Annotated in this window: 25 protein-coding genes; 13 read left to right on the forward strand and 12 right to left on the reverse strand. The window is 44.6% G+C overall.

Annotated elements, in window-relative coordinates; translation table 11 throughout:
- The first annotated feature begins 98 nt into the window (after nucleotides 1-98).
- Nucleotides 99-548 (forward strand): TRAP transporter large permease subunit, encoded by a 450-nt coding sequence (locus BM021_RS06140; protein WP_256207812.1) that lies wholly within the window; start codon nucleotides 99-101, stop codon nucleotides 546-548.
- 12 nt (nucleotides 549-560) lie between these two features.
- On the opposite strand, the gene BM021_RS06145 is transcribed toward BM021_RS06140, so the two are convergent.
- Nucleotides 561-788 carry a sulfurtransferase TusA family protein gene (locus tag BM021_RS06145; RefSeq protein ID WP_090719940.1) on the reverse strand — a complete coding sequence of 76 codons (228 nt, stop codon included), beginning with the start codon at nucleotides 786-788 and terminating at the stop codon, nucleotides 561-563.
- A gap of 43 nt (nucleotides 789-831) precedes the next feature.
- Nucleotides 832-2,070: a D-alanyl-D-alanine carboxypeptidase family protein gene (locus tag BM021_RS06150; RefSeq protein ID WP_218147823.1), complete on the reverse strand. Its 1,239-nt coding sequence runs from the start codon at nucleotides 2,068-2,070 to the stop codon at nucleotides 832-834.
- A 403-nt stretch (nucleotides 2,071-2,473) separates the two neighbouring features.
- Between BM021_RS06150 and BM021_RS06155 the strand changes: the two genes are divergently transcribed.
- The gene (locus BM021_RS06155; protein WP_090719941.1) at nucleotides 2,474-2,677 is read left to right on the forward strand and encodes a cold-shock protein; all 204 of its coding nucleotides are present in this window, start codon (nucleotides 2,474-2,476) and stop codon (nucleotides 2,675-2,677) included.
- Nucleotides 2,678-2,801: 124 nt separating this feature from the next.
- On the opposite strand, the gene BM021_RS06160 is transcribed toward BM021_RS06155, so the two are convergent.
- The gene (locus tag BM021_RS06160) at nucleotides 2,802-3,239 is read right to left on the reverse strand and encodes a hypothetical protein (RefSeq protein ID WP_143074304.1); all 438 of its coding nucleotides are present in this window, start codon (nucleotides 3,237-3,239) and stop codon (nucleotides 2,802-2,804) included.
- A gap of 180 nt (nucleotides 3,240-3,419) precedes the next feature.
- Here BM021_RS06160 and argJ point away from each other — a divergent pair, with 180 nt between their 5' ends.
- Genes argJ through BM021_RS06175 form a run of 3 tightly spaced genes read left to right on the forward strand, consistent with a single transcriptional unit; the run spans nucleotide 3,420 to nucleotide 6,514 of the window.
- A complete protein-coding gene (gene argJ, locus BM021_RS06165; protein ID WP_090719944.1) occupies nucleotides 3,420-4,646 on the forward strand; it encodes a bifunctional glutamate N-acetyltransferase/amino-acid acetyltransferase ArgJ in 1,227 nt (408 codons plus the stop codon).
- An 11-nt stretch (nucleotides 4,647-4,657) separates the two neighbouring features.
- A complete protein-coding gene (locus BM021_RS06170) occupies nucleotides 4,658-5,524 on the forward strand; it encodes an ATP-binding protein (RefSeq protein ID WP_090719946.1) in 867 nt (288 codons plus the stop codon).
- A 48-nt stretch (nucleotides 5,525-5,572) separates the two neighbouring features.
- Nucleotides 5,573-6,514, forward strand: coding sequence for a Nudix family hydrolase (locus tag BM021_RS06175; protein WP_090720056.1), 942 nt, complete (start codon nucleotides 5,573-5,575; stop codon nucleotides 6,512-6,514).
- Between the two features lie 6 nt (nucleotides 6,515-6,520).
- On the opposite strand, the gene BM021_RS06180 is transcribed toward BM021_RS06175, so the two are convergent.
- Nucleotides 6,521-6,712, reverse strand: a complete 192-nt coding sequence (locus BM021_RS06180) for a DNA gyrase inhibitor YacG (RefSeq protein ID WP_090719948.1) — start codon at nucleotides 6,710-6,712, stop codon at nucleotides 6,521-6,523.
- A gap of 151 nt (nucleotides 6,713-6,863) precedes the next feature.
- Between BM021_RS06180 and BM021_RS06185 the strand changes: the two genes are divergently transcribed.
- From BM021_RS06185 to cphA (BM021_RS06215), 7 genes are all read left to right on the forward strand, one after another.
- Complete coding sequence (locus BM021_RS06185; protein ID WP_090720058.1) at nucleotides 6,864-7,436, forward strand: RNA polymerase sigma factor; 573 nt, start codon at nucleotides 6,864-6,866, stop codon at nucleotides 7,434-7,436.
- The gene (locus BM021_RS06190; RefSeq protein ID WP_090719950.1) at nucleotides 7,433-7,801 is read left to right on the forward strand and encodes a DUF3619 family protein; all 369 of its coding nucleotides are present in this window, start codon (nucleotides 7,433-7,435) and stop codon (nucleotides 7,799-7,801) included. The genes BM021_RS06185 and BM021_RS06190 overlap by 4 nt, the downstream gene beginning before the upstream one ends.
- Complete coding sequence (locus BM021_RS06195; protein ID WP_090719952.1) at nucleotides 7,783-8,217, forward strand: DUF3106 domain-containing protein; 435 nt, start codon at nucleotides 7,783-7,785, stop codon at nucleotides 8,215-8,217. The genes BM021_RS06190 and BM021_RS06195 overlap by 19 nt, the downstream gene beginning before the upstream one ends.
- Nucleotides 8,218-8,348: 131 nt before the next feature.
- On the forward strand, nucleotides 8,349-10,646 hold the full coding sequence (locus BM021_RS06200; protein ID WP_090719955.1) for a cyanophycin metabolism-associated ABC transporter: 2,298 nt from the start codon (nucleotides 8,349-8,351) through the stop codon (nucleotides 10,644-10,646).
- Complete coding sequence (locus BM021_RS06205; RefSeq protein ID WP_090719958.1) at nucleotides 10,643-11,116, forward strand: cyanophycin metabolism-associated DUF1854 family protein; 474 nt, start codon at nucleotides 10,643-10,645, stop codon at nucleotides 11,114-11,116. Before BM021_RS06200 ends, BM021_RS06205 begins: the two co-directional genes overlap by 4 nt.
- 87 nt (nucleotides 11,117-11,203) lie before the next feature.
- Nucleotides 11,204-13,525 (forward strand): cyanophycin synthetase, encoded by a 2,322-nt coding sequence (gene cphA / locus BM021_RS06210; protein ID WP_090719961.1) that lies wholly within the window; start codon nucleotides 11,204-11,206, stop codon nucleotides 13,523-13,525.
- A complete protein-coding gene (gene cphA / locus BM021_RS06215) occupies nucleotides 13,522-16,110 on the forward strand; it encodes a cyanophycin synthetase (protein WP_090719962.1) in 2,589 nt (862 codons plus the stop codon). Before cphA (BM021_RS06210) ends, cphA (BM021_RS06215) begins: the two co-directional genes overlap by 4 nt.
- 14 nt (nucleotides 16,111-16,124) lie before the next feature.
- On the opposite strand, the gene zapD is transcribed toward cphA (BM021_RS06215), so the two are convergent.
- The 5 genes from zapD to BM021_RS06240 form a co-directional block, all read right to left on the reverse strand.
- Complete coding sequence (gene zapD, locus BM021_RS06220) at nucleotides 16,125-16,880, reverse strand: cell division protein ZapD (RefSeq protein WP_090720060.1); 756 nt, start codon at nucleotides 16,878-16,880, stop codon at nucleotides 16,125-16,127.
- 111 nt (nucleotides 16,881-16,991) lie between these two features.
- Nucleotides 16,992-17,615, reverse strand: coding sequence for a dephospho-CoA kinase (gene coaE, locus BM021_RS06225; RefSeq protein WP_090719964.1), 624 nt, complete (start codon nucleotides 17,613-17,615; stop codon nucleotides 16,992-16,994).
- Between the two features lie 3 nt (nucleotides 17,616-17,618).
- Nucleotides 17,619-18,482, reverse strand: a complete 864-nt coding sequence (locus tag BM021_RS06230) for a prepilin peptidase (RefSeq protein WP_090719967.1) — start codon at nucleotides 18,480-18,482, stop codon at nucleotides 17,619-17,621.
- A 42-nt stretch (nucleotides 18,483-18,524) separates the two neighbouring features.
- The gene (locus BM021_RS06235) at nucleotides 18,525-19,748 is read right to left on the reverse strand and encodes a type II secretion system F family protein (RefSeq protein ID WP_090719969.1); all 1,224 of its coding nucleotides are present in this window, start codon (nucleotides 19,746-19,748) and stop codon (nucleotides 18,525-18,527) included.
- 179 nt (nucleotides 19,749-19,927) lie between these two features.
- The gene (locus BM021_RS06240; protein ID WP_090719971.1) at nucleotides 19,928-20,821 is read right to left on the reverse strand and encodes an SDR family oxidoreductase; all 894 of its coding nucleotides are present in this window, start codon (nucleotides 20,819-20,821) and stop codon (nucleotides 19,928-19,930) included.
- Nucleotides 20,822-20,874: 53 nt separating this feature from the next.
- Between BM021_RS06240 and BM021_RS06245 the strand changes: the two genes are divergently transcribed.
- Nucleotides 20,875-21,912: a CDP-6-deoxy-delta-3,4-glucoseen reductase gene (locus BM021_RS06245; RefSeq protein ID WP_090719973.1), complete on the forward strand. Its 1,038-nt coding sequence runs from the start codon at nucleotides 20,875-20,877 to the stop codon at nucleotides 21,910-21,912.
- 17 nt (nucleotides 21,913-21,929) lie between these two features.
- On the opposite strand, the gene BM021_RS06250 is transcribed toward BM021_RS06245, so the two are convergent.
- The 3 genes from BM021_RS06250 to hemC form a co-directional block, all read right to left on the reverse strand.
- Nucleotides 21,930-23,105, reverse strand: a complete 1,176-nt coding sequence (locus tag BM021_RS06250) for a heme biosynthesis HemY N-terminal domain-containing protein (RefSeq protein ID WP_090719975.1) — start codon at nucleotides 23,103-23,105, stop codon at nucleotides 21,930-21,932.
- Between the two features lie 167 nt (nucleotides 23,106-23,272).
- Complete coding sequence (locus BM021_RS06255) at nucleotides 23,273-24,049, reverse strand: uroporphyrinogen-III synthase (RefSeq protein WP_090719977.1); 777 nt, start codon at nucleotides 24,047-24,049, stop codon at nucleotides 23,273-23,275.
- A gap of 2 nt (nucleotides 24,050-24,051) precedes the next feature.
- The gene (gene hemC / locus BM021_RS06260; RefSeq protein ID WP_090719979.1) at nucleotides 24,052-25,005 is read right to left on the reverse strand and encodes a hydroxymethylbilane synthase; all 954 of its coding nucleotides are present in this window, start codon (nucleotides 25,003-25,005) and stop codon (nucleotides 24,052-24,054) included.
- Nucleotides 25,006-25,039 lie beyond the last annotated feature (34 nt).

Here is a 25,039-nt window from a genome sequence, read left to right on the forward strand (position 1 = left end):
CTCAAGTTGCTCCGTTCCACTTGCCTTCCGTGCCATGATGACCTCTACCAAAGGTAAAGGCTTATATTATTACTGTTTCTATCTGTAATTGGAATAAGATCAGTGCCATGGTGTTTGCCATACTGGCCGGTGCCACTTTTTTCTCTATGGTATTTACTTATACCGGTGGTGATGAAGCGGTGGAGCAGATCATGGAATACATTCCGGGCGGTAAATGGGGTTTTATTGTTCTGATGATGGCGGTGATATTTATGCTGGGATTTTTTATCGACTTTGTCGAGATCGCCTATATTTTTATCCCGATGATTTCACCCATTCTGCTGAAACTGGATATTGATCCGCTATGGTTTGGCATTCTTGTCGCACTCAATTTGCAAACTTCTTTTTTGACTCCGCCTTTTGGATTCTCATTATTTTATCTGCGTGGAGTTGCACCGCCTACAGTCACTACGATGGAAATTTATCAAGGAGTGATTCCGTTTATTCTGCTGCAGACACTCTCGATAATTATCGTCATGATATTTCCTGGAATGGTCCGGGCATTTTGAGTAGATAGCTTGCTATTTCTTTTTTAGTATGAAGATGAATTCACCGGAGGTTTCTGATAAAGACAATAGTTCATTCCCTGTTTGATCCGAAAAAACCTGGAAATCGATCACAGCGGCTGGATCAGTCGCAACGATTTGCAGAATTTGCCCGCTGATCATGGCGGCCAGCGATTGTTTGGTACGTAAGATGGGTAATGGGCAGACTAAGCCGCGGACATCTAATTCTTTATCAATGTGCATCGTACAACAGTGCAATAGGTGTTTCCAGAAACCGATGCGCCAGTTAACCTTGCGAGCGGACTACCAGGCATTCCATGCCTTGCCGGGATAGGCTCTGGCAGGCTGTGCGCGCCTGCTTTTCGTGCAGGCCGACCAATCGGGCGCGATAAAGCTTACGATTGCTGATTTCCACTTCGGTGATCACCACGGCACCTGGTATCCAGCGAGTGGCGGCCTGAGCCTGTGCTTGTGCCCGGTCGTGCGCCAGGTAAGAGCCAATCTGTACTTCCCAGCTTTTGCTGTTCGTTGCAGCCATTTTCTTCGGCTCGGCACGGGTTTCTGGCTGAACAGCCTTTGCTATTACCACGGGTTCAGGCATTTTTTTCAGCCCGGGAGCAGGTTTGGATGCCGGCGTTGAAGCGCTGGCTTTCTGAGTCACAACAGGTGCACCAGGATTATTGTCAGTATTTTTGGCTACTTGGGTTACGCTGCCGCGAGCAAAACTGCGATTCAGCAATTGCGCCATCCGTTGATCGCGAGAAGCGGCAGTTTGGCCGCCCATGACTACCGCGATCACGCGACGGTCGCCGCGCTTGGCGGAAGTCGCAACATTAAATCCTGACGCACGGATAAAGCCGGTTTTCAGACCATCTACCCCATGCGTATTGCGCACCATACGGTTGTGGCTGTGGTAAGTGACGCCCTTGTAACTGAAGGAGCGAGTTGAAAAATAATGATAATACTGCGGAAAATCCTTCATCAGCCGTGAGGAAAGAGTTGCCAAATCCCGTGCTGTGGTTTTTTGCTCGTTATTAGGCAGACCGGAGGCATTGCGGAAAGTGGTGGAATGCATCCCCAGCCTGCGGGCCTTATCGGTCATTAATCGGCCAAAGTTGGCCTCTGTATTTCCCAATGCTTCGGCTATCACTGCTGCCACGTCATTGGCGGAGCGCACAATCAGTGCCGGAATTGCGTCACGCACGCTGATCGTATCACTTGCCTGCAGATTAATGTGAGTGGATGGCATGGAAGCTGCACGGGCTGATACTGGCATGCGAGTGTCCAAAGTCATTTTGCGTTGCTCCAGCGCTTCGAACAGCATATACAGCGTCATCATTTTAGTCAGCGAAGCCGGATAGCGGCTGGCATCGGCGTGCGATTGATGCAGCACTGCACCCGTATTCGCATCAATGACAATCGAAGCATGCAGAGGGTTTGCTTGTGTCGGATTTGCCAAGAAGAAAAACGACATTACAGCGAGGACAAGAAATCCTTCTTTGCTGATACGTTTCAAAGCCATCATTTGTCTAATCCATCAATTAAAAATGACTAGTATGAGTACAGATATTACCTTTAAGGTCATTTTCATACAAATGTAATTTTTGCAAATTGAAAATAAGGGGGAGAAACGGTCTTAAATTAAATTCAAGACAACAGCATTAGTTCGGCGATTTTCTTACAGCTCCGATAAATTAGTGAAGGATTATTCAAACCATCAGAACGATCGATCTTTAATTAGAATCATCTCCCTTTCTGTTCGCGTTATGAATAAACACTTGAACTTTGTTAGCAAACATGTATCTTATTCAAGTCTTTTGGATTCAAGTTGTGAAATGTGATGCTTATGGTTGACCTTTTTTCCTTGATATTCGATGGCTATTATGGGTTATCATAGATATAAGTTCATTATTTTTAAGGAAATATAAATGGCAACAGGTATTGTAAAATGGTTTAATGACTCTAAAGGTTTTGGTTTTATTACACCAGATGGTGGTGGAGAAGATTTATTTGCACATTTCTCTGCAATCAGCAGCGGTGGTTATAAATCATTACGCGAAGGACAACGCGTTACTTTCGACGTAACGACAGGCCCTAAAGGTAAACAGGCATCAAATATTGTCCCTCAGTAAATTCGAGCGTAAAGCTTAGATACACAAAAAACCCCGGTAATCTGGGGTTTTTTTATTAGTAGAATCAGGGTCTAAAAAGTTATTCGCTGCGTAGTAAGTATATTGATAGACCTCAATCAAGAAATTAGACTTCATCTGGATATATCCAGAAAATGATCTGTAGTCGGAACTCTTCGAGTTTTTCTGCAGCGATATTAAGGCAATTGAGATCTGTGTCGAATGCTTCAGGTTGAAGTTCTTCTTCCTGCTCTTCGCGTTTCCCCATTTTTGCGCGGAGAACCGAATTTGTACGAAGTAGCCCTTCTCTGCCTTGGACATTGAGCCATCGATTGTATCTCGAATGAACAAGCTCATTTCTGCGAGTACCGAGCTTTTCGAGCTCGACCATAAGTTCATGGAATTTTGTTTTCATCGCAGAGTCAATGTTCGAACGCAGATCGACGAAGCGAGCAAAGAGTACATCTGCGGTTTTCAACCGATTGCTGTACTCAAGCCTGTTGATCAGAATGTAAACAATCTCACTATCTGCATTAGCCAGTAGAACAAGCAGTTCGTTTACCATGTGCTCGAGATGCTGAAAGGAAAACACAAACTGACCAAGCTTGTGAAATGCAGTGAGTGCCATAGTCTAGAGATGTAGCTATTATAAAAACAATGAATCATAACAAATCAGAAATATCTAGAAAATGCTGCTGCAGATACGCTAGCATAGCGTCTTCTTAAAAGACGCTGATTATTTACCATGCCCGTTAATATTCCTCCTCTCCAACCCGAACAGTTATTGCCTATTGATGGCATAACGCTTGGCACTGCCGAAGCTGGTATTAAAAAAACCGACCGCAAGGATTTGCTGGTGATGTTGTTGGATGAAAATACCAAAGTTGCCGGTGTTTTTACCCAGAACCGTTTTTGTGCTGCGCCGGTGATAGTGGCGAAGCAGCATCTGGCGCAGTCATCTATCCGTGCGCTGCTAGTGAATACCGGCAATGCCAATGCCGGTACGGGTGAGGCAGGAATTCAGCATACCCGGGAGATCTGCGCAGCTTTGGCTGAATTGCTGGGTTGTGCTGCGCAGCAGGTGCTGCCGTTTTCAACCGGCGTGATTATGGAACCGTTGCCGGTGGAGAAAATTGTTACTGGATTGCCCGCAGCCATCGATGATTGTAAGCGTGATAACTGGTTTAGTGCAGCTCAGGCGATCATGACAACGGATATCGTGCCGAAAGCGGCATCGCGGCAGGTGCATATGGATGGAAAAACAATAACGATTACCGGTATTGCCAAAGGTTCCGGCATGATTCGCCCGAATATGGCGACCATGCTTGGGTTTATCGCTACCGATGCAGTCATCAACCAGGCTTTACTGCAAGACATGGTACGGCATGTAGCGGATCATTCGTTTAACCGCATCACCGTGGATGGCGATACGTCCACCAATGACGCGCTCATTGTGCTGGCTACCGGAAAAGCTGGGCATCGCGAAATTACCCGGCAGGACAGCGCGGAATTCGGCCAGTTGCAGCGAGCCGTTACCGATGTTGCCGCCGAGCTGGCTAAAATGATTGTGCGTGATGGTGAAGGAGCGACCAAGTTCATCACTGTGCAGGTGGATGCTGGCAAGAATATCGATGAATGCACTCAAGTGGCTTATGCCATTGCGCATTCACCATTGATCAAAACCGCTTTTTTTGCGTCTGATCCCAATCTTGGCAGAATTCTCGCGGCGATCGGCTATGCCGGAATTCAGGATTTGGATGTGAGCAGCATTCAGCTTTATCTGGATGATGTGCTGGTGGCGGAGAAAGGCGGCAGAGCGTCACACTATCGCGAAGAGGATGGGCAGCGCGTAATGAATCAGTCCGAAATTACCGTGCGCGTGGTGCTAAATCGTGGTTCAGCTTCTACTACCGTGTGGACCTGTGATTTCTCTTATGATTACGTCAGGATTAATGCGAGTTATCGTAGCTAAGCTATTCTTATATGGATGATTTAGATCAATTACTTGGGCGGGTGGACAGACTGCTCGACCGCTTGGAGAAATTTCTACCCTCCGTACAACCCGATCCTGACTGGCAGGCAGCAACGGCTTTTCGTTGGCGCAAGCAAGGTAATATGGCTTTTATTCAACCAGTGACGCATCCGCACCGGATCACACTCGATGCGCTGTGCGGAATTGATGAGCAGAAGCAGCGAATTGATCAGAATACGCGGCAGTTTGTGCGGGGACTTTCTGCCAATAATGTATTGCTGACAGGGGCGCGCGGTACGGGTAAGTCTTCGTTGATTAAAGCCTTGCTGAACAAATATGCAGGAGAGGGATTGCGCCTGATCGAAGTCGAAAAGCATCATCTGGTTGATCTGCATGACATTGTGGAAAAAATTTATCAGCGCCCCGAGCGCTTTATTCTGTTTTGCGATGACTTGTCTTTTGAAACCGACGAGCCGGGATATAAAGCACTCAAGGTGGTGCTGGATGGATCGATCGCCACGGTTTCCGATAATGTGCTGGTCTATGCGACCTCTAACCGACGTCACATGGTGCCGGAGTTTATGCGTGACAATCTGGATACCCGACATATTGGTGAGGAAGTGCATCCCAGTGAGGCAATAGAGGAAAAAATTTCCCTGTCGGAGCGGTTTGGTTTATGGCTATCGTTTTATCCTTTCGATCAGGATCAGTATCTAGAAATCGTGCGTTACTGGCTGGCCGATTTTGGGATCAGTGAAATGACTGCGCTGGTACGCACTGAAGCCCTGCAATGGACATTGGAACGTGGCTCGCGTAGTGGGCGGGTGGCTTGGCAGTTTGCACGTGATCTGGCCGGTAGGCAAATGTCGGTTTTATAATCATCAAAGCCTGTGAATCACTTATCTACTTCTATTGTCGCTGAATCGATGCCGATCATTGAAGTTGTTGCGGCCGTGATCATGCGGCCAAATGGTCAGTTTCTGCTGACGCGCAGACCCAAGGGCAAAATTTATTCTGGCTACTGGGAATTTCCTGGTGGCAAGGTTGAAAATAATGAGTCGCTGTTGCAAGCGCTGGAGCGCGAATTGTGGGAAGAACTGGGTATCCAGATCCGCCATCCTTATCCTTGGATAACGCGGGTTTTTAGCTACTCGCATGCAACAGTACGGCTGCATTTTTTTCGTGTAGTCGAGTGGGAAGGCAGAGTTGCGCCCCAGGAAAAACAAGGGTTGTTCTGGCAATGGCCGCATCAGATTGCAGTATCTCCCGTTCTGCCTGCCAACGGGCCTATTTTACAAGCGCTTTTGTTGCCACCGCTGTATGCCATTACCCAAGCGGCTGAGATCGGTATTGAGCCTGCATTAAAGCAGATTGAACAGGCCTTGCAAAATGGTCTGCGCCTGCTTCAGATTCGTGAAAAGCAGATGGCGAAAGATTTGTTGCGGGAATTTTCTCGACAGATACTGGCGCTTGCGCATGATTACCAGGCAAGGGTATTGATAAACAGCGATATGGCGCTAGTCCGTGAAATCGGTGCCGATGGCGTGCATTTGACGTCATCACAGCTAATGGCGTTGTCATCCCGCCCTGATCCGGAATATGGATTATGTGGCGCATCTTGTCACAATACAGAGGAGCTTTTTGCAGCACAGCAATTGGGGTTGGATTTTGTTGTGTTAAGCCCGGTGCAGCCTACGCTAAGCCATCCCGAGTTATTTCCGTTAGGCTGGAGAAAATTTGCCGCGCTGATTCGTGACTATCCCTTGCCGGTGTATGCTTTGGGGGGATTGCGGCTAGAAGATTTGCAGATAGCGCAGGGAATGGGTGCGCATGGAATTGCCTTGATGCGTGGAATTGTGAATCCTTAATGGCATTCATTCTTTGTCTTTTAAGTTCTTCTCTGATTCAATCAATTGTGTAGGCTCCGGAATTCGATAAGATTCTTGAGCCCATTGAGATAAGTCACTTGTTTTACAGCGCTCAGAGCAGAATGGGCGAAAGCGGCTGGCTGGTTCCCATATTACTTTTTTACCGCATTGCGGGCAGTTGACGACATGTTGTTGCATAAAAACAGTTCACCATTTTGTGTTATGGTTTAAGAATAGAAGCTTACCGCGTTTTAACAAAATATGAGTAGAATAGCCCTTCAAAAGTTGCATGAAAGATTTCATGCAAATTAATTTTTAATAATTTTAACTATAAGTAAGGTTGGCCATCCTGGCTACGCGAGAAGAACTTTCAGATTTTCTGATTGAAACCGAGAGGCGTGCATATAAACAAGCCCTGTTTGCGGTTCAAGATGAACATGCGGCATTGGATATCATCCAGGATTCCATGATGAAGCTCACAGTAAAATATGCTTCTAGGCCAGTCGAAGAGCTGCCTCTCTTATTTCAACGCATCCTGCAGAATACCATTCGCGATTACTATCGCCGACAGAAAACCCGATCGCTATGGACTACGCTTTTTTCGGCCTTTGCACCTGATGAACAGGATAAAAATCGGAACCAGGAAGACTTCGATATTCTAGAAACTTTACATATAAAACAAGAATCTAAAGAGCCTGAAGCACAGCTCGAAAAAGCGCAGTTAATTGATGTGATAGAAAAGGCGATGGAAATTCTCCCGCCACGTCAACGTGAAGCATTTATACTGCGTTATTGGGAGGAAATGAGTTTAGCGGAAACGGCAGTGATTATGAATTGCTCTGAAGGAAGTGTAAAAACGCACTGCTCGAGAGCAGTTAGTACGTTAGCTTCAATACTCAGGAAGAAGGGGGTTAAGTTATGAGCGAGCAAGAGTTAGGAAAAGAGATTGCAAAATTATTGGATTTTAGTGCTGATGAGAATATCAAGCAAAGTACTTTATATCGATTACAGTTTGCCCGTCGAGCGGCCCTGGAAAATTATCACCCCCCACTGAAGATAATGAATTTAGGCAGTGGTGCTTCTGTTTATGGTGGGCATGGAGTCCATTTTCCCGCTGCAAAATTGTTGCTGCTTTTAACCATATTATTTGTTTTGATGAACATCGTTTATTCTCAATTTGGGGATATTGATAAAAATGCTGCAATAGATACCATGATTCTGGCTGATGATCTACCGATAGATGCTTATATTGATAATGAGTTTAATGAATGGCTGGATTCCGAGTAATTATTGTATTCGGGCTGTTTTTTCTATTTCCCGCGGAAGCCTTAACTGAATCTAATAAGCCTTTGTGGAAGGAGTTAAAGCCACAAGAGCAGAGGATTCTGGAACCGCTGGCCGAGAGCTGGAATGTGATGGATCCGGATAGAAAGAAAAAGTGGCTGGGTATCGCAAAGCGTTATCCAAAAATGGCGCCCCAAGAGCAGCAGCGCATTCAGTCGCAAATGCGTAGCTGGGATTCGTTGACCTCCGAGCAACGTAAACAGGCGCGTGAGAGATTCAAGAAAATGGAGCAATTGCCGACTCAGAAACGTAAAGAAATCAAGCAGCGGTGGTACGAATACGAACAATTGCCAGAAGGTCCCAAAAAAGGGACTAAAACCTTGGCGTTAACAAATAGCGCTGATTTAAGAACACTCTGATCTAGTAATGGCATATCCTTGAAAAAGGAAGGCTGAGCAAAATCTGCAGTCAGCAGTGCATTTGAAAAATGATTTGCATTTTTTGGTTATTTTTCTGAGAAACTTTAATTTTCTCTTCTTGTACCTACCTAATGCAGCAGACCCTTAATCCATCACTGAATACTTTACCCCAAGCCTGGGTTGATGCGCTTTTGTCACAATTAGCTGACGGAGAAAACGTACTCGCCTGGATCAAAATCGACCTGAATACACAGCTTCATTTTTCTGAAGGCCTTATCGTTGTGACCAATCAGCGCTTGCTGGCTAAAATGACTAGCGATGAAATTTGGCAGGAATGGCGCTATCGGCCAGGATTACTGTTGACGCAGCGCGATCATGCAGGGGTTGGCTATCTCGAGTTATTTGATGCGCATGAGCGACTTACATATTGGCGTTATCGGCTAGGTAATGATATCGCAGTAAGTCGATTGATCAGCTGCTTTATGCGGCAACTTGATTACCATCTCACTGGTAAATTACCTCTACTTACTTCTGAACAAGCGCAATGTCCGAAGTGTGGTGCTCCTTTACCCGCTGATCAGGAAGAGTGCCCGGTCTGTGACAAACAAAGCCATGCACCCCCTTCTACGTGGACATTGCTGCGTTTGTGGCGCTTCGCAAAGCCCTATAAGTGGCGTTTATTCATAGGATTTCTGCTGACTTTATGTAGTACTGCCGCCACGCTGGTGCCGCCGTATTTAACTATGCCATTGATGGATAATGTATTAATTCCTTATCAGAATGGTCAGCCGATCAATACCGACTTAGTGACGTTATATCTCTCCGGCTTGTTAGGGGCAGCGGTCCTTGCCTGGATACTGGGCTGGACAAAAACATATATGCTGGCACTGATTTCAGAGCGCATCGGTGCCGATTTGCGCACTACCACCTACGAGCATCTTCTTAATCTCTCTCAGCAATATTTCGGTGGTAAGCGTACCGGTGATTTAATGGCGCGCATTGGTGCTGAAACCGATCGTATTAACCTTTTCCTTTCATTGCACTTACTTGATTTTGCTACCGATGTGATCATGATTGCGATGACAGCGATGATTCTGGTGTCAATCAATCCCTGGCTGGCTCTGGTGACACTGGTGCCACTGCCGATCATTGCATGGCTGATTCACCTGGTTCGTGACCGGCTGCGAATCGGCTTTGAGAAAGTTGATCGCATCTGGGCTGAAGTAAACAATGTACTTGCAGATACTATCCCGGGTATTCGGGTAGTTAAGGCATTTGCCCAGGAGAAAAGGGAATCGGCGCGTTTTCATGCCGCCAACCAACGGAATTTGCAGATCAATGATCGGGTAAACAGGATTTGGTCATTATTTACCCCGACGGTGATACTACTGACCGAAGTTGGTTTACTGATCGTATGGATATTTGGCATTTGGCAGATATCGAAAGATGAAATCACGGTCGGTGTGCTGACAGCCTTTCTCGCGTATATCGGTCGTTTTTACCTTCGGCTCGATTCGATGAGTCGTATTGTTTCCATCACACAAAAAGCAGCTGCGGGAACCAAACGTATTTTTGATATTCTGGATCATGTTTCCAGTGTTCCAGAGTCATCTAACCCTGTGCATTTACCGACTGTGCACGGTCAGATTGAATTGCGTAATGTCGGTTTCCGGTATGGGACACGCAGCGTCACACGCGACATTAACTTGCTGATCAAACCTGGTGAAATGGTTGGTCTGGTTGGGCACAGTGGCTCGGGAAAGAGCACACTGGTGAATTTAATCTGCCGTTTTTATGATGTCACGGAAGGAATAATTCTGGTGGATGGGCATGATATACGTTCGTTACCGATTGCTGAATATCGCAAGCATATTGGCCTGGTGCTTCAGGAGCCTTTTCTGTTTTATGGCACCATTGCAGAAAACATTGCCTACGGTAAACCGGGTGCAGCGCGCTCGGAAATTGTTGCAGCCGCTCGGGCTGCGCATGCGCATGAATTTATTCTGCGTCTGCCCCATGGGTATGATTCGCTGGTCGGTGAACGTGGGCAAGCGCTTTCGGGTGGTGAGCGCCAGCGTATTTCAATCGCGCGTGCCTTATTGATTAATCCGCGTATTCTGATTCTGGACGAGGCGACTTCTTCGGTGGATACCACGACTGAAAAAGACATTCAGAAGGCACTGGACAATCTGGTGCGCGGACGTACCACGATTGCTATTGCACATCGCTTATCAACTCTGCGCGAAGCCAGTCGGTTGATTGTTCTTGATCGCGGCAAAATCGTCGAGATTGGAAGTCACGCAGAATTGATGGCGCGAGAGGGTTATTATTACCGCCTGTATCAAGCTCAGGCGCGTAATGTGGATACTGAAGACCGATCGTTTGTCGTTCCCATTGTGGAACATAGCGCTGCAGGAGAGTTGAAATGAGCAACGCACCAGAATACCACTTGCACCGGAATGCTTATGGACGGATGGTTTTTACGGATCGATTCGGTTCAGCGCAGGAAGGTATAGTGCCAGTGCGATCTTTCCCGATTACTAATCCGGATCAGGGCATTTCCCTGATTGACCCGCATGGTCATGAATTGGTCTGGATAGAGCGATTGGCTGATTTACCAGAAGATTATCGCTTACTCATTGAAGCGGAACTTGCGAGTCGTGAATTTATGCCAGAGATAAGGCGTTTGCTCAGAGTTTCCAGTTTTATCACACCGAGTACTTGGCAAGTTGAAACGGATCGTGGAGAAGTTTCTTTTATCCTTAAAGGTGAAGAGGATATTCGCCGTCTGACTACAACATCACTGATGATTACAGATAGTCATGGTATTCATTTTCTAATTCGTGATCGTTTAACGCTTGACCGTCATAGCCGCAAGTTGCTAGATCATTTTCTTTGATGTGTTTGAGCATTATTTTGCTCTTCTTGTAAACCAATTAGGTTTGCACAGCGTTAAATCCTCATATCTTCCATTTCATTCAAATGTATGTCTAACTTAAATTCAAGCAGTATAAAAGATATCAAATTTATTGAAATCAAGCACTTGAATGGTCCTAATAGGTGGACTTACTATCCTGCCCTCGAGGCAACTGTTGATATTGGAGAACTTGAGGATTTTCCTTCAGATAAGATTCCAAGCTTTTATGAGCGTTTATCAGAATGGCTTCCATCCTTGATCGAACATCGCTGTAGCTATGAAGAGCGTGGCGGTTTCTTGCGGCGGGTGAAGGAAGGTACCTGGCCTTGTCATATTCTTGAACATGTGACATTGGAATTACAGAACATAGCCGGGATGCGTGGTGGCTTTGGCAGGGCTCGTGAAACCTCGGTACGTGGCGTATATAAAGTTGCAGTTAGCGCCTGGCATGCGGAAATTACACGAGCTGCCATGTACTTAGCGCGTGAACTGATATTGGCAGCGATGAATTTCCAGCAATCTCCCCACCCATTCTATGATGTCGATAGTGCTATCAAACATCTGCGGGATCTGGTGGATTCACTATGGCTTGGCCCTTCTACGGCGTGTATCGTGGATGCTGCGGTAGCGCGCAATATCCCAACTATTCGGATTATTGGTAAAGGCAATCTTGTACAACTTGGATACGGCGCTCGCTGCCGGCACATCTGGACCGCTGAAACCGATCGCACACCGGCTATTGCGGAGAGCATTTCCCGTGATAAGGATTTGACCAAAGCCCTGCTGCAATCTTGCGGTGTTCCTGTTCCGGAAGGACATATCGTTGAGAGTGCCGAAGCTGCCTGGGAAGCCGCTAATGATATCGGGATGCCGGTTGTCGTAAAGCCTTGTGACGGAAACCATGGACGCGGTGTTTTCATCGAATTAAGCCGCCGGGAAGAAATTGAATCGGCTTATCACATCGCGCTGGAAGAAGGCACGGGTGTATTGGTTGAACGTTATATTGCAGGTACTGAACACCGCTTATTAATCGTGGGCGGACGGCTCATAGCCGCAACTCGTGGTGATTCGGTATCCGTCATCGGAGACGGTGCGTCAACCATCACTGAATTAATTGAGTCTCAGATTAACTCTGATCCGCGGCGTGGAACGACTGAAAATCATCCTTTGAATTTGATACGTCTGGACAGTGCAGCGCAAATGGAAATTGCTCATCAGGGGTATCAAAGTGACTCGATCGTTCCAGCCGGCATCAAGGTTTTGATCCAGCGTAACGGTAATCATGCATTTGATGTAACGGATCAAGTTCACCCTGCCACTGCATCGATTGCATCACTGGCTGCTCGTGTTATTGGGCTCGATATTGCGGGTATTGATTTGGTAACGAGCGACATTTCTCGTCCTTTGAGTGAGCAAGGGGGTGCAATTGTTGAAGTCAATGCAGGCCCAAGTTTGCTGATGCATATCAAGCCAGCAGTTGGTGCTCCCCGACCAGTCGGTGAAGCAATAGTCGATCATTTATTTCCGAATCAAGATAACGGTTGTATTCCTATTGTAGGAATTACGGGTACTTATGGCAAAACCACAGTTGCTTATCTTGTCTCCAAGTTACTGATCCTTTCAAGTAAAAAAACTGGATTGGCATGTAGTGATGGGCTTTATCTGGATTACAGGAAAATTGACAGCAACGATAGTGCAAACTGGGCAGCGGCGAATCGTGTATTGATGAATCCAACCGTAGAAGCTGCAGTATTTGAGAATGGTTTTGATGTGCTACTGAATGAGGGATTGGCTTATGATAGCTGTCAAGTTGGTGTCGTTACGAACGTCGACCCGGCGCATCACTTTGGTCGCGATGGTATTGAAACACTTAAGCAAGTTTTTGACGTGCTTCGTACTCAAGTCGATGTAGTGGCCCCTACGGCTGCAGTTATTGATAATGTGGAGAAGGATGTAGAGCTGCCAATCAGCGCAGCGGTACTCAATGCCAAGGAAGAAATGTTGATTGAGATGGCTGAATTATGTCACGGTGAGGTTATTTTCTTCAGCACTGAGCCCGATTTGGCTGTGATCACTCAGCATTGCACTCATGGAACGGGCTCTACGCAGGGTAAGCGTGCTGTAATCTTGCGCAATGATTTAATCACATTGGTTGCTGATTCTTTTGAACTGCCTTTGATAAAACTAACGGAAATATCTTCAGATACTGGCGTGTATAGCATTCAAGATATAGAAAATGTATTGGCCGCCGTCGGAACTGCATGGGCACTCGGCATTGAACCTGAGCTCATACAGACTGGTATCAAGACTTTTGGCTTCAGTCAAAAAGAATATAAACCCGAAAATCAGAATCTTCCTACCGGTTTACAAACTCAAGGAATTAAATTATGAAAGTATTGCGTATTCGAGCATTGCGTGGACCTAATTTATGGAGCCAACATACTTCTATTGAAGCTACTATTTTGTGTAATGAATCAGAGAATAACATTAATAATCTATCTGGTTTTGAGGCAAAATTGCGTAGCCATTTTCCAGAAATTTCTCTACCTCAGCATGCTGGCCATCATGAGGTAATCACTGTGGCCCATGTGCTTGAACTGGTTGCTCTTGGCTTACAAGTTCAAGCGGGCTGCCCAGTAACTTTTAGCCATACTGCTAAAGCACCAGAGGTCAATACCTATCGTGTTATTGTCGAGTACAGCGAAGAAAAAGTCGGCAGGCTTGCTTTTGAATTGGCGCAGACGCTTTGCAATGCTGCTATTGACGATGCTGTTTTTGATTTAAATGGTGCTTTGCTTCGTTTGCGCGAGCTCAATGAAGATATCCGCCTCGGACCGAGCACGCGTGCTATTGTTCAAGCTGCAATTGCTCGTGGCATTCCTTTTCGTCGCTTGACTGAAGGCAGTTTGGTACAGTTTGGTTGGGGTAGCAAGCAGCGTCGAATTCAAGCTTCGGAGAGTGATATGACTAGTGCTGTTGCGGAATCTATTGTTCAGGATAAGGAGTTGACTAAAACGTTGTTGCATGCAGCAGGTATCCCTGTTCCACTCGGCCGAAATGTAAAGAATGCTGACGATGCCTGGGCGGCAGCATGCGAAATAGGTACCCCAGTAGTTATAAAACCACAAGATAGTAATCAAGGTAAAGGTGTAACGGTTAATCTTGCGAACATAGAAGAAGTGAAAGCTGCCTATACAATTGCGACTGAATTTAGCAATAGTGTCTTGGTTGAGCGATATATTCCAGGACATGATTATCGAATGCTGGTTGTTGGAAGCAAGCTGGTTGCCGCTGCACGCCGTGATCCGCCACAAGTGATTGGTGACGGTATCAGCAGCATTCGTCAATTGGTGGAACAAATTAATCGTGATCCAAGGCGAGGCGAGGGACATGTTGCTTCATTGACTAAAATCCATTTGGATGAGATTTCTTTATCGCATCTGGCTACGCAGGGGTTAACAGCTGACTCAATTCCTGCCAAGGGAGTACATGTCGTTTTACGCAATAACGCCAATTTGTCAACAGGGGGTACAGCCACTGATGTAACGGATGATGTTCATCCTGAACTGGCAGAGCGTGTAATTGCAGCTGCACAAGTGGTGGGTCTGGATATTTGTGGTGTCGACGTTGTTTGCGAGAGTGTGATGCATTCACTAGAAGAACAAGGTGGTGGTATTATCGAAGTAAATGCTGCACCGGGTTTGCGCATGCATTTACAACCTTCTTTCGGCAAGCCACGCGCCGTAGGCGAAGCTATTGTTGATAACATGTTTGCTGAAGGGGATGATGCGCGCATTCCGGTAATTTCAGTAACCGGTACGAATGGTAAGACGACAGCCACTCGCTTAATTGCTAATATATTGAAAAAAGCTAACAAGCGTATAGGCGTTGCGTGTACGGATGGTGTTTATATTGATGGGCAATGCATAGATACCGGAGATTGTAGTGGTCCTAGAAGCGCTAGAAATATTCTTTTTCATCCGGATGTAGATGCTGCTGTCTTAGAAACTGCTCGTGGTGGATTGCTGCGCGAGGGTTTGGGTTTTGACCATTGCCATGTTGCCGTAGTGACCAATATCGGTATGGGAGATCATCTGGGTTTGGCCTATGTCAATACGGTAGAGGAGCTGGCTGCAGTTAAACGAATTGTAGTGCAGAATGTAACACCTGAAACAGGATTTGCTGTGCTTAATGCGGCTGATCCACTGGTTGCCCGTATGGCTGATCATTGTCCCGGTTCAGTTATTTTCTTTGCACGCGATAGTCACCACCCGGTATTGGCGACGCATCGTGCACAGCGTAAACGAGTAATCTATGTGGAAAATCGTTGTATTGTTGCTTTAGGGGAAGCCGGTGAATATCAGATACCGTTAAATGAAATTCCATTAACGAAGAATGGAAGTATTAATTTCCAGGTAGAAAATACAATGGCTGCTATCGGGGCTGGTTGGGCGCTGGGTTTGGATTGGGCAGTTATTCGTGCTGGTTTAACGAGTTTTGTAAATGATATGCAAACAGCACCAGGTCGCTTTAATCTGTTCAATTATCGAAATGCTACTTTAATCGCTGATTATGGCCATAACCCAGATGCTATACAAGCCCTGGTCAGTGCCATTGATAATATTCCATCGAAGAAACGTTCAGTGGTGATTAGCGCTGCGGGTGATCGGCGAGATGAAGATATTCGTCAACAAACCAGAATTCTTGGAGATGCATTCGATGAAGTTGTACTTTATCAAGATCAATGTCAACGGGGGCGTGCGGACGGGGAAGTATTGACTTTATTGCGAGAAGGCTTGGGTAATGCCAAACGCACTCAAAAGATAAGCGAAATTGTCGGGGAGGCGATTGCAATTGATGCAGCGCTATCCAATATAGAAGATGGTGAGTTATGCCTTATTTTGGTTGATCAGGTTGAACAATCACTCGGTCAAATCAGCAATCGTATTGCATTGGCTGATTACAAACCATTTTAATGCTGAAATGTTAATTATAGATTACAGAAGGTGAGCTTAAATGTCACATCACCTTCGTAAGTTTTATTTCTTTGTCCTGATAGTGAAGGAATAAAGCGAATATTTAATGCATACTTATTCGCGCTAATTTCAGGCACACAGGGCAAGTCGTTGCTCAAAGTAAGTCTTAACATATGTGCTGCATATTCTGATCCCGTCTGCTGGAAAACACCTTGATTGGCTACGGCTTGTAAAGTTCTTCCGCTTTTTCTTAATAGGAAAAGCACAATTCCAAAGGCATTGCGTACTGGTTGAAACGGCGTTAGCCATTCATTAATGTCGGTATGACGCTGAGCAGGATCTAAATTCAGCCAATAATGATAGGAAGGTAAATCAAATGCACAGCAACCACCAGGAATTCCAATTCGCTGTTTGATAGCCATGAGCCATTCGTTTTCCCGTAAATGTTCGCCAACTTTTCCAGGTAAGTCTAACATCTCTCTAAAAGTGATTTTTATGCTATTGAGCACATCATTGAGTGCTGTTTCAGAAACATTCGGATTTTTTCGTAACGCCTCGAGTATCTGTTTTTGTCGCTCAAGTTCTTGTAATAAGTCTGATTTAATGTCAGCACGACTGGTGATTTCAAGTACCTCGAACAGCGCAGTGAGCGTAGCATGATGCTCATGAGCGGTGTTCTTATTTGAAAAAAAATCGATTTTATTAAATAAATCTTCTAACCGTAGCAAGGTACGGATACGCTCGTTAAGTGGGTGTTCGTAGCAAATCACCATAGTATGCATTCACAAGGAAAATTAGAAGAATAGAATCTTGCACGAAGCGGGATTATTTCACAAATAAAAATTAAAACCTTTTTCAAATAATTTGGGCGGTAAATTTTTTTAGTTTTTTAAGCTTGAAGTCTCTCTCTTTGAGAGAGTCAGGTATTTATGGTGTAGGTGGAGTATTTGTGCTTTTAGTTGATCAATGTCTTGATTATTAATAATAATATCATCTGCTTTCTGTAAGCGGATTCTTCGTGGAATCTGCGCTGCTATAATAGCTTTTACCATTTGTTCTGATAATTGACTACGCGTCATGGTGCGTGAAAGCTGCTGTTGCTCATCGCAATCAATGACTAAAATGCGCTGAATGATATCGTTATAATCGTTTGTTTCGAGCAGTAACGGCACAGCGATGATAATGTAGAGGGAGCGGGTCTGTTTAATTTGAAGCGACGTTTCTTTAAGAATAAGTGGGTGAAGGATTTTTTCAAGCTTGAGTCGTGCATCACTGTCTGAAAAGATCAGGTTCCGCATTTTATTTCTATCCAGTGCATTATCGGCAGTAACAAAAGCATTCCCGAAGGTATCTCGTATCATAGAAATGGCTGATCCACCTGATTGAGTTAATTTTTGAGCAATGAGATCGGTATCAATCACATCAATACCAAAATCAGAGAAGAATCGGCTGGCGCTTGATTTTCCGCAACCGATCCCCCCCGTGAGTCCCACAATAAAAGTCATGAATTAAAATAATCCAAAATAAGCATGATTCAGCTTTTCACCCCAAAATAGAGCAATAAGTGCTCCACCTACCAAGTAGGGACCAAACGAAATTGGGATATTTTTTTTGAGCTTGGCGGCAATGATGAGTCCGATACCCACCCCAGCCCCAACCAATGACGAAAAAAGAATAATCAACGGAAGCATATTCCATCCTAGCCATGCACCGATTGCAGATAGTAATTTAAAATCACCATATCCCATCCCTTCTTTTCCAGTGATTAGTTTAAAGCCCCAGTAAACTAGCCACAAGAAAAGATAGCCCGCTGCAGCACCAATAATTGCAGAATGGCTGTCAGTAAAGCCATGGCTGCTCATATTGATGAGTAAGCCTACCCATAGCAGAGGCAATGTTATATCATCAGGCAACAGTTGTGTGTTTAGGTCAATAACCGCCAGCGCAATTAACGCCCATACAAAAATTAGTGCTGCAATCGTGATCAAGCTAACGCCAAAATGCCAAGCGACAAAACCACTCATGCATGCTGTTATCACCTCTACAGCAGGATAGCGCAGAGAAATAGGCGTGTCACACTGAGAGCAACGTCCTCGTAAAGCAAGATAGCTAAGGATTGGAATATTTTCTAATATAGTTATTTGATGATCACAATGGATGCATGCGGAACGCGGAGTAATAAGATTAAATGTAGGTTGTTGTTCAACGGTTTCTCCACGTAACTCTGCGCATTGTTGTAACCAACTTCTTTTCATCATTTCGGGCAGGCGATATATCACAACATTTAGGAAACTACCGATCATTAAACCAACAAAGGTAATCAGACAAATAAAAAAAGAGGGTGTGTCTTGCAGGATGAATATGAACGACATGGGTAGATATTCGAGTTTGTAAAAGATCCTGAAAAGTTGAATTTAACTAACAACCATACCCATTTTAAAGATAGGTAGATACATTGCAATGACCATACCACCAATGAGCGTCCCTAATACAACCATGATCATTGGTTCCATCAGACTTGAAAGTGCAGCGACGGCGTCATCCACTTCTGCCTCGTAGAAATCGGCAATCTTGCCAAGCATAAAATCAAGTGAGCCAGATTCTTCCCCAATGGCAACCATTTGAATAGCCATATTGGGAAACACCTGGGTGCTGGTCATGGAAGACATTAAGCTATTGCCTGTGCTGACCTCAATCTGAATGTTTTTCGTAGCTTCGTAATAGATATAATTTCCTGCCGCGCCGGCAACAGAATCCAATGATTCTACCAGCGGTACACCTGCGGCGAACATAGTTGAAAGTGTGCGGGACCAGCGTGCAACTGTGGCTTTACGAATCACTTCTCCGAAAATAGGAAGCTTGAGTATCAGTCGGTCCATGACGCGCTGCATTGCAATTGAGCGCTTCCAAGTACAGAGAAAGGCATAGATTCCACCGCACAGGATCCCTAAAATGGCCCACCAATAAGCTACGAAGTAGTCTGAAATGGCCATAACCAAAAGTGTCGGAGCAGGTAGCTCAGCACCAAATCCTTCAAATAGATTCTTAAAGGCAGGGATTACAAAAATCATAATGATTGCGGTAATGATAAAAGCAACCACTATAATTGAGATAGGGTAAAAAAGTGCAGATTTGATTTTTCCTTTAATAGCTTGAATTTTCTCTTTGTAAGTCGCTAAACGATCAAGTAGATTATCTAAAATACCTGCAGCTTCTCCTGCTCGAACCAGATTGCAGAATAGCGCATCAAAATAAAGTGGGTGTTTGCGAAACGCATCTGATAAATTGCTGCCAGTTTCTACGTCGGCTTTGATATCCATCAGTAACTTGCCTGCCGCACGGTTGCTGTGCCCCTTGCCAACAATATCAAACGCTTGTAACAGTGGTACGCCAGACTTCATCATGGTGGCCAGTTGACGTGTAAATAACGTAATATCTTTGTCGGTAATTTTGCCACTGGATTGAGTTTTATTTATTTTGGTGACCTTAATACCTTGCCGGCGAAGTGTGGAAGTAACGATAACTGTTCCGGCAGCACGCATTTCACCTTTTACTTGTTTGCCGGTTTTATCCTTGCCTTCCCAAGCGAAATTAATTTCTTTAGGTTTTTTTTTGCTATGTGCTGTCACAGTTGCCATAATGGATTGGCTCTAAACATTAATAAAATCAATAAATTGGAAGAAACCACAAAATTTGCTGTGGTAATTGTTAATAGCAAGGTTTAAATTGAGGTTGTGTAAAGCTAACGGCACAGTTTTGTAAATTCTTAGCGCGAATTATCAAAAAAGTGAAATTTGCATAGGCTGGTTTTCAGATTTTATGGATTCTTGGTAAGAGCTTTAATACCCTGCAAAACGGTTGGATATCGTAAACGGATATGTAATTCTTTTTTCATGCGCGAATTTTTAAGTCGTCTGGACTCCTTCATGAAAGAAAACATACCGGGAGAGATACATTCTTTAGCCTGACTGCGGGATATACGGGGGGAGCGGGAAAGACCAAAATGATCTGCTATGAGATCAAAATATTCTCCCATCTTTAAATGGGAATCATCACAGGCATGGTAGATTCTACATGGTTTTGCATGTTGCAATGCAGCACAAATTATTTGTGCAAGATCATCAGCATGGATATGATTGGTATAACTGTCTTCGGCTTCTACTAATACCGGATGACCTTCTCGAAGGCGTGTTAACGGCAATCTGTCTGCCGCATAAATTCCAGGGACTCGTAAAATGGAAGCAGAAATATGATTGCGTTTTCCCCAATCCCGTATCTGTTTCTCAGCATCGAGACGACGAATTGCTCGATCATTTTCCGGATGAACAGGCCGTGTTTCATCAATTAGTGCACCGTTACAATTTCCATACACTCCACTGGTACTGATATAGATAAGCCGTTGTGGTAAAATCTTTGCGTGTTTCTTTGTTCGGCTGGTTAAGGCGGACAATAAATGAGCGGTTCTGTAATCGTGTAGCCCTTGATTGGGTGGAGGGGCCAAGTGTATGACTAGTTGTGCAATTCCAGCGAGCTTTTCAAGATCATCCGGATAATCTAAGTTTCCGTATATTGGGATAATACGATGTAATCGTAAATGATCAGAGTTGCTTACATTACGATATAAACCGAAAATTCGGTAATGTTTTTGTAATAATGTTGCTACTCGGAGAGCAATATCACCACAGCCGGCAATTAGCAGTGTTTTTTTCATATAAACTATTTACCTGTTTCTGACTATTATATTTTTTATTTGTCTGCTGCTCAATGTCGCATCAAGTCATTATTCAGCCCAGTGGGCATGTTCTGAAAGTGGAATCCGGTGAAACTATTCTTGAAGCAGCTTTACGCGAGGGCTTCTCGCTGCCTTACGGCTGTCGCAATGGTTCATGTGGTATCTGTAAAGGTAAAATCTTAGAGGGTACGGTAGATTACGGGCATCATAATGAAGAAACCTTGACTGAAGAAGAAAAACAAGCGGGTAAGGTCTTATTTTGTTGTGCTTCTCCATTATCTGATCTTGTCATTGAATGTCATGAAATTAGCGCTACCAAGGATATAGAAATTAAAACCTTACCGTGTCGTGTGCATAAACTTGAGCTTGTTGCACCTAATGTGATGATTATTTCTTTAAAGCTTCCCACCAATCAGCGACTGCAGTTTCTTGCAGGTCAATATATCGATATCCTGCTCAAGGATGGGAAGCGCCGAAGTTTTTCTTTGGCAAATGCACCGCATGATGACGAGTTTCTACAATTGCATGCGCGTAATTATCCAGGAGGGACCTTTGCTGAGTATGTGTTTATGCATATGAAAGTTAAAGATATGCTTCGTTTTACAGGGCCGCTGGGTTCCTTTTTTTTACGTGATGCACCCGAAGATGTTCCAATTATCTTTCTAGCAAGTGGTACGGGGTTTGCACCGATCAAAAGTATTCTTGAGCATGTTTTTTTTCAAGAGAGTAGTCGGAGCAGCAAAAGAAAAATGATTCTTTACTGGGGAGCTCGTACAAGAGCTGATTTATATCTACCTGATTTACCAGCTAAATGGCAACAAGAACATGAAAATTTTACCTTTGTTCCGGTATTGTCTGAACCATTACTCACTGACAACTGGGAAGGGAGAACAGGTTTAGTGCATCAAGCCGTTTTACAAGATTACCCTAGCTTGGAAACACATCAGGTATATGCTTGCGGTTCTCCTGGTATGGTAAAGGCTGCCTATTATGACTTTACCAATCAGTGTAATTTACCAAGAGATGCATTTTTCTCTGATGTGTTTACGCCTTCAACCAGCAATCCCTAGCTACACAAAAATTGCAATTAACTTAATTGCTTAAGTGTCAATTCAAGCCCTTTATGATAATGATCCATGGCTAATTCATGCTTACCTAATTTTTCGTTTAATTGCGCTAATGCAAAATGGGCTTTATGTCCAGATTCTACAGACAAACTGGCCTCTAAATAATTTTGTGCTTTACCCCAAAGCTCGCAATGTGTACATAGCTTGCCTAATGTGAGCAATAACTGCGCATTGTTGGGTTGTGATTTAAGCCAAACTTCGGCACATTCAATTTGCCTGTGTACATGATAACCCAGGCATTCTGCATAAAGCTCGATTAATTCGTTATCCCATGTAATGGGAACATTTTGCTCAATGATCTGATGCGCCGTATTGCAGTTACCCAAAGCAATATATGCCCGTGTGGCTGCGACAGCTAATTTACTATCCATTTTTTCCAAAGGAGAGATGTTTTGCCAATACTGATTCAGTGAATGGGGATCTGAAGCCTTGCTTCTGATATTTTCCATTTGTGCATCATGTCTCAGTTTTTTGACCAATGCTTTATTAGTAGATTGGCGCTTTGCAAGGACATCAGTTAGTTCTAGGACTGCATCCCAATTTTGGGCCTGCTGTTGAGCTTTCAGCTCGAGTTGTAATGCGGCGGAAGGCTGTAATCCTCCCTTTGCATATAATGAGTGTAAGGTTTCAAGTGCTTCTTGAGAATGACTACCATTCAGCAAAAAATCAGCCTTGGCCATGAGAGGCAAGGATTTTTCATCCGGGGCTTTATTTATTGCCGTGGCGAGATACTGATCGCGAGCTGCAATTTCATCAAGCTCATTCGCTGAGCGAGCTGCGATAACTGCACTGATTGCAGTAACGATAGATGAGTCGCTCAATTTTAAAGCGATGGAAGCATTTTTCCTGGCTTTAACATAGTCGCCCTCAAAGTAAGCTTTTAGTCCAGATAACAGCATTTCATCTGTTTTTTTATGGCGATGTCGCTGGCTGAATCCAAAGATTCCCAAAATAAATCGCACCAGCAGGTAAAAAATAAAAAATGCTACGATTAACCCAATGATAAAGTAATCCAGGGGCAAATCGAGTTGATAGGGCGGCATTACCAATAAAGCATGGCCCGTCGTATATTTTGCAGCAAGTGTTACAGCTACAGCAGCAGCAAAGAGTGCTAATAGCCAGAGTATCAGTTTCATATGTTCTCCTTGTAACGGTAGAATCGATAAGGGTTAGTATTAAAACGTAGATAATAAATTATATAAGTACTAATTATGATGGGTAGAAGCGATGGGGTGGAGCGTCCTGCTCTAGCTTTGTTCTGAGCGCTTTCTTCCATATTTTCCTTAACACTATATATTTCTGATTACGAATTAAAGTATCCCTGCAGGCTTTTTAGCAAACCTTCATCTCCAGTAGAAGGTGCTTTCACAATTTTCTCCAACCCAAGATTTTTGGCCGTTTGAGCAATACGTTCGTGAACTGTGAAAACTGGGGTCAATTTCAGCAATTGTTGGCCAAGCTCACCTATTATGTCAAATAAATTATGTAATCCTTCGCTACTGGTAATGATCACAGCGTGTATTTCACCTTGTGACCAAGCGGTTAATAATGAGGCTATATCCACATTTGGTTTTTTACGTTGGTAGCATTCTGCATATTCAAGAATTGCACCACGCTGCATGAGCGTGTCGCCTAGCAATTGCCGGCCGCCATTACCACGAAAGATAACAACATGCTTACCGGCCATGTGCTGCAGCTCTTTACGCTTGAGTAATGCTTCGCTATCAAAATGCTCAGTTGGAACTAGCACCTTATCGACACCGTAGTTTTTGAGCGTATCTGCACTGCCTTTTCCGACGACGGCAATTTTCAGATGAGGAGGTAATGAGCGTTGCTTGACTATCAGACTCATCGCTTTATTGACAGCATTGGGGCTTACAAAGATCGCCCAATCAAATTCGTCTAAGCGATTGATTAAGTTTAGCAAGGGAGTTAAATCTTTTATATCAGTTACTTCCAATACAGGAAACAGGATGGGATTGCCGCCAGCAGCGCGAATGCCATTTGCAAGAAATGCAGACTGATGTGCTGGACGAGTAACCAGAATATTAATACCCGTGAGTGACTGGCTTGTTGGCAATGCTATTTCCAGCCATCAGCAGGGGCTAAGCTTGCCAAGATTTCATCAGCACCTTGGGTAATTAGCCGGTGAGCCAATTGGTGTCCCATCGTAATGCCAGTGTCTGGCTTGCCATGTAACGCATCACTGACAATGCGCCTGCCGTCGGGCTGGGCGACGAACCCACGTAGTTGAAGTGTGCCGTTGATAATTTCGGCAAAAGCTCCCAGCGGTACCTGACAACTGCCGCCTAATACGCGGCTCATGGCCCGTTCTGCTTCTACACAATAAGCAGTTTCCTGGTGATGTAGCGGCTGCAGAAGTTTTACCAAGTCTGTACGATCAGCTCGGCATTCGATTCCCAAAGCTCCTTGTCCTACTGCAGGTAAGCTTTGCTCGGGACTCAGCAGTGCGGTGATGCGAGCGGATAACTCAAGCCGCTTTAAACCGGCCGCAGCTAAAATGATTGCTGTAAATTGCCCCTCATCGAGTTTACGTAATCGGGTCTGTACATTGCCACGCAGCGGTTGTACCTGGAGATGCGGGAATTGCGCGCGCAATTGGCTTTCACGTCGCAAACTGGATGTGCCAACAACGCTGCCTTCGGGTAATGCGTCTAGGCTGTTGTGCTGATTGGAAACAAAAGCATCACGGGGATCTTCCCGTTCAGTAATCGCTGCAAGCTTGAATCCTTCTGGTACATCCATCGGCATATCTTTCATCGAATGTACAGCGATATCTGCCCGGCCATCCTCCAAGGCTTGCTCTAATTCTTTGATGAATAACCCCTTTCCTCCAATTTTTGATAAAGATTGATCCAGGATCTGGTCACCGCGCGTTGTCATGCCGAGTATGCTGATTTCAGTTTGCGGGTATAATTCACCTAGACATTTCTGAATAAACGTGGCTTGCCACATCGCAAGTAAGCTTTCTCGTGATGCAATGACAATTTTTTGAGGAAATAATGGATTGGGCATTAAATAATATAAAATGAAAAAATTACAAAAAATT

The organism is Nitrosomonas sp. Nm166 (assembly GCF_900112825.1).
In the GTDB taxonomy this organism is placed as follows: Bacteria; Pseudomonadota; Gammaproteobacteria; order Burkholderiales; family Nitrosomonadaceae; genus Nitrosomonas.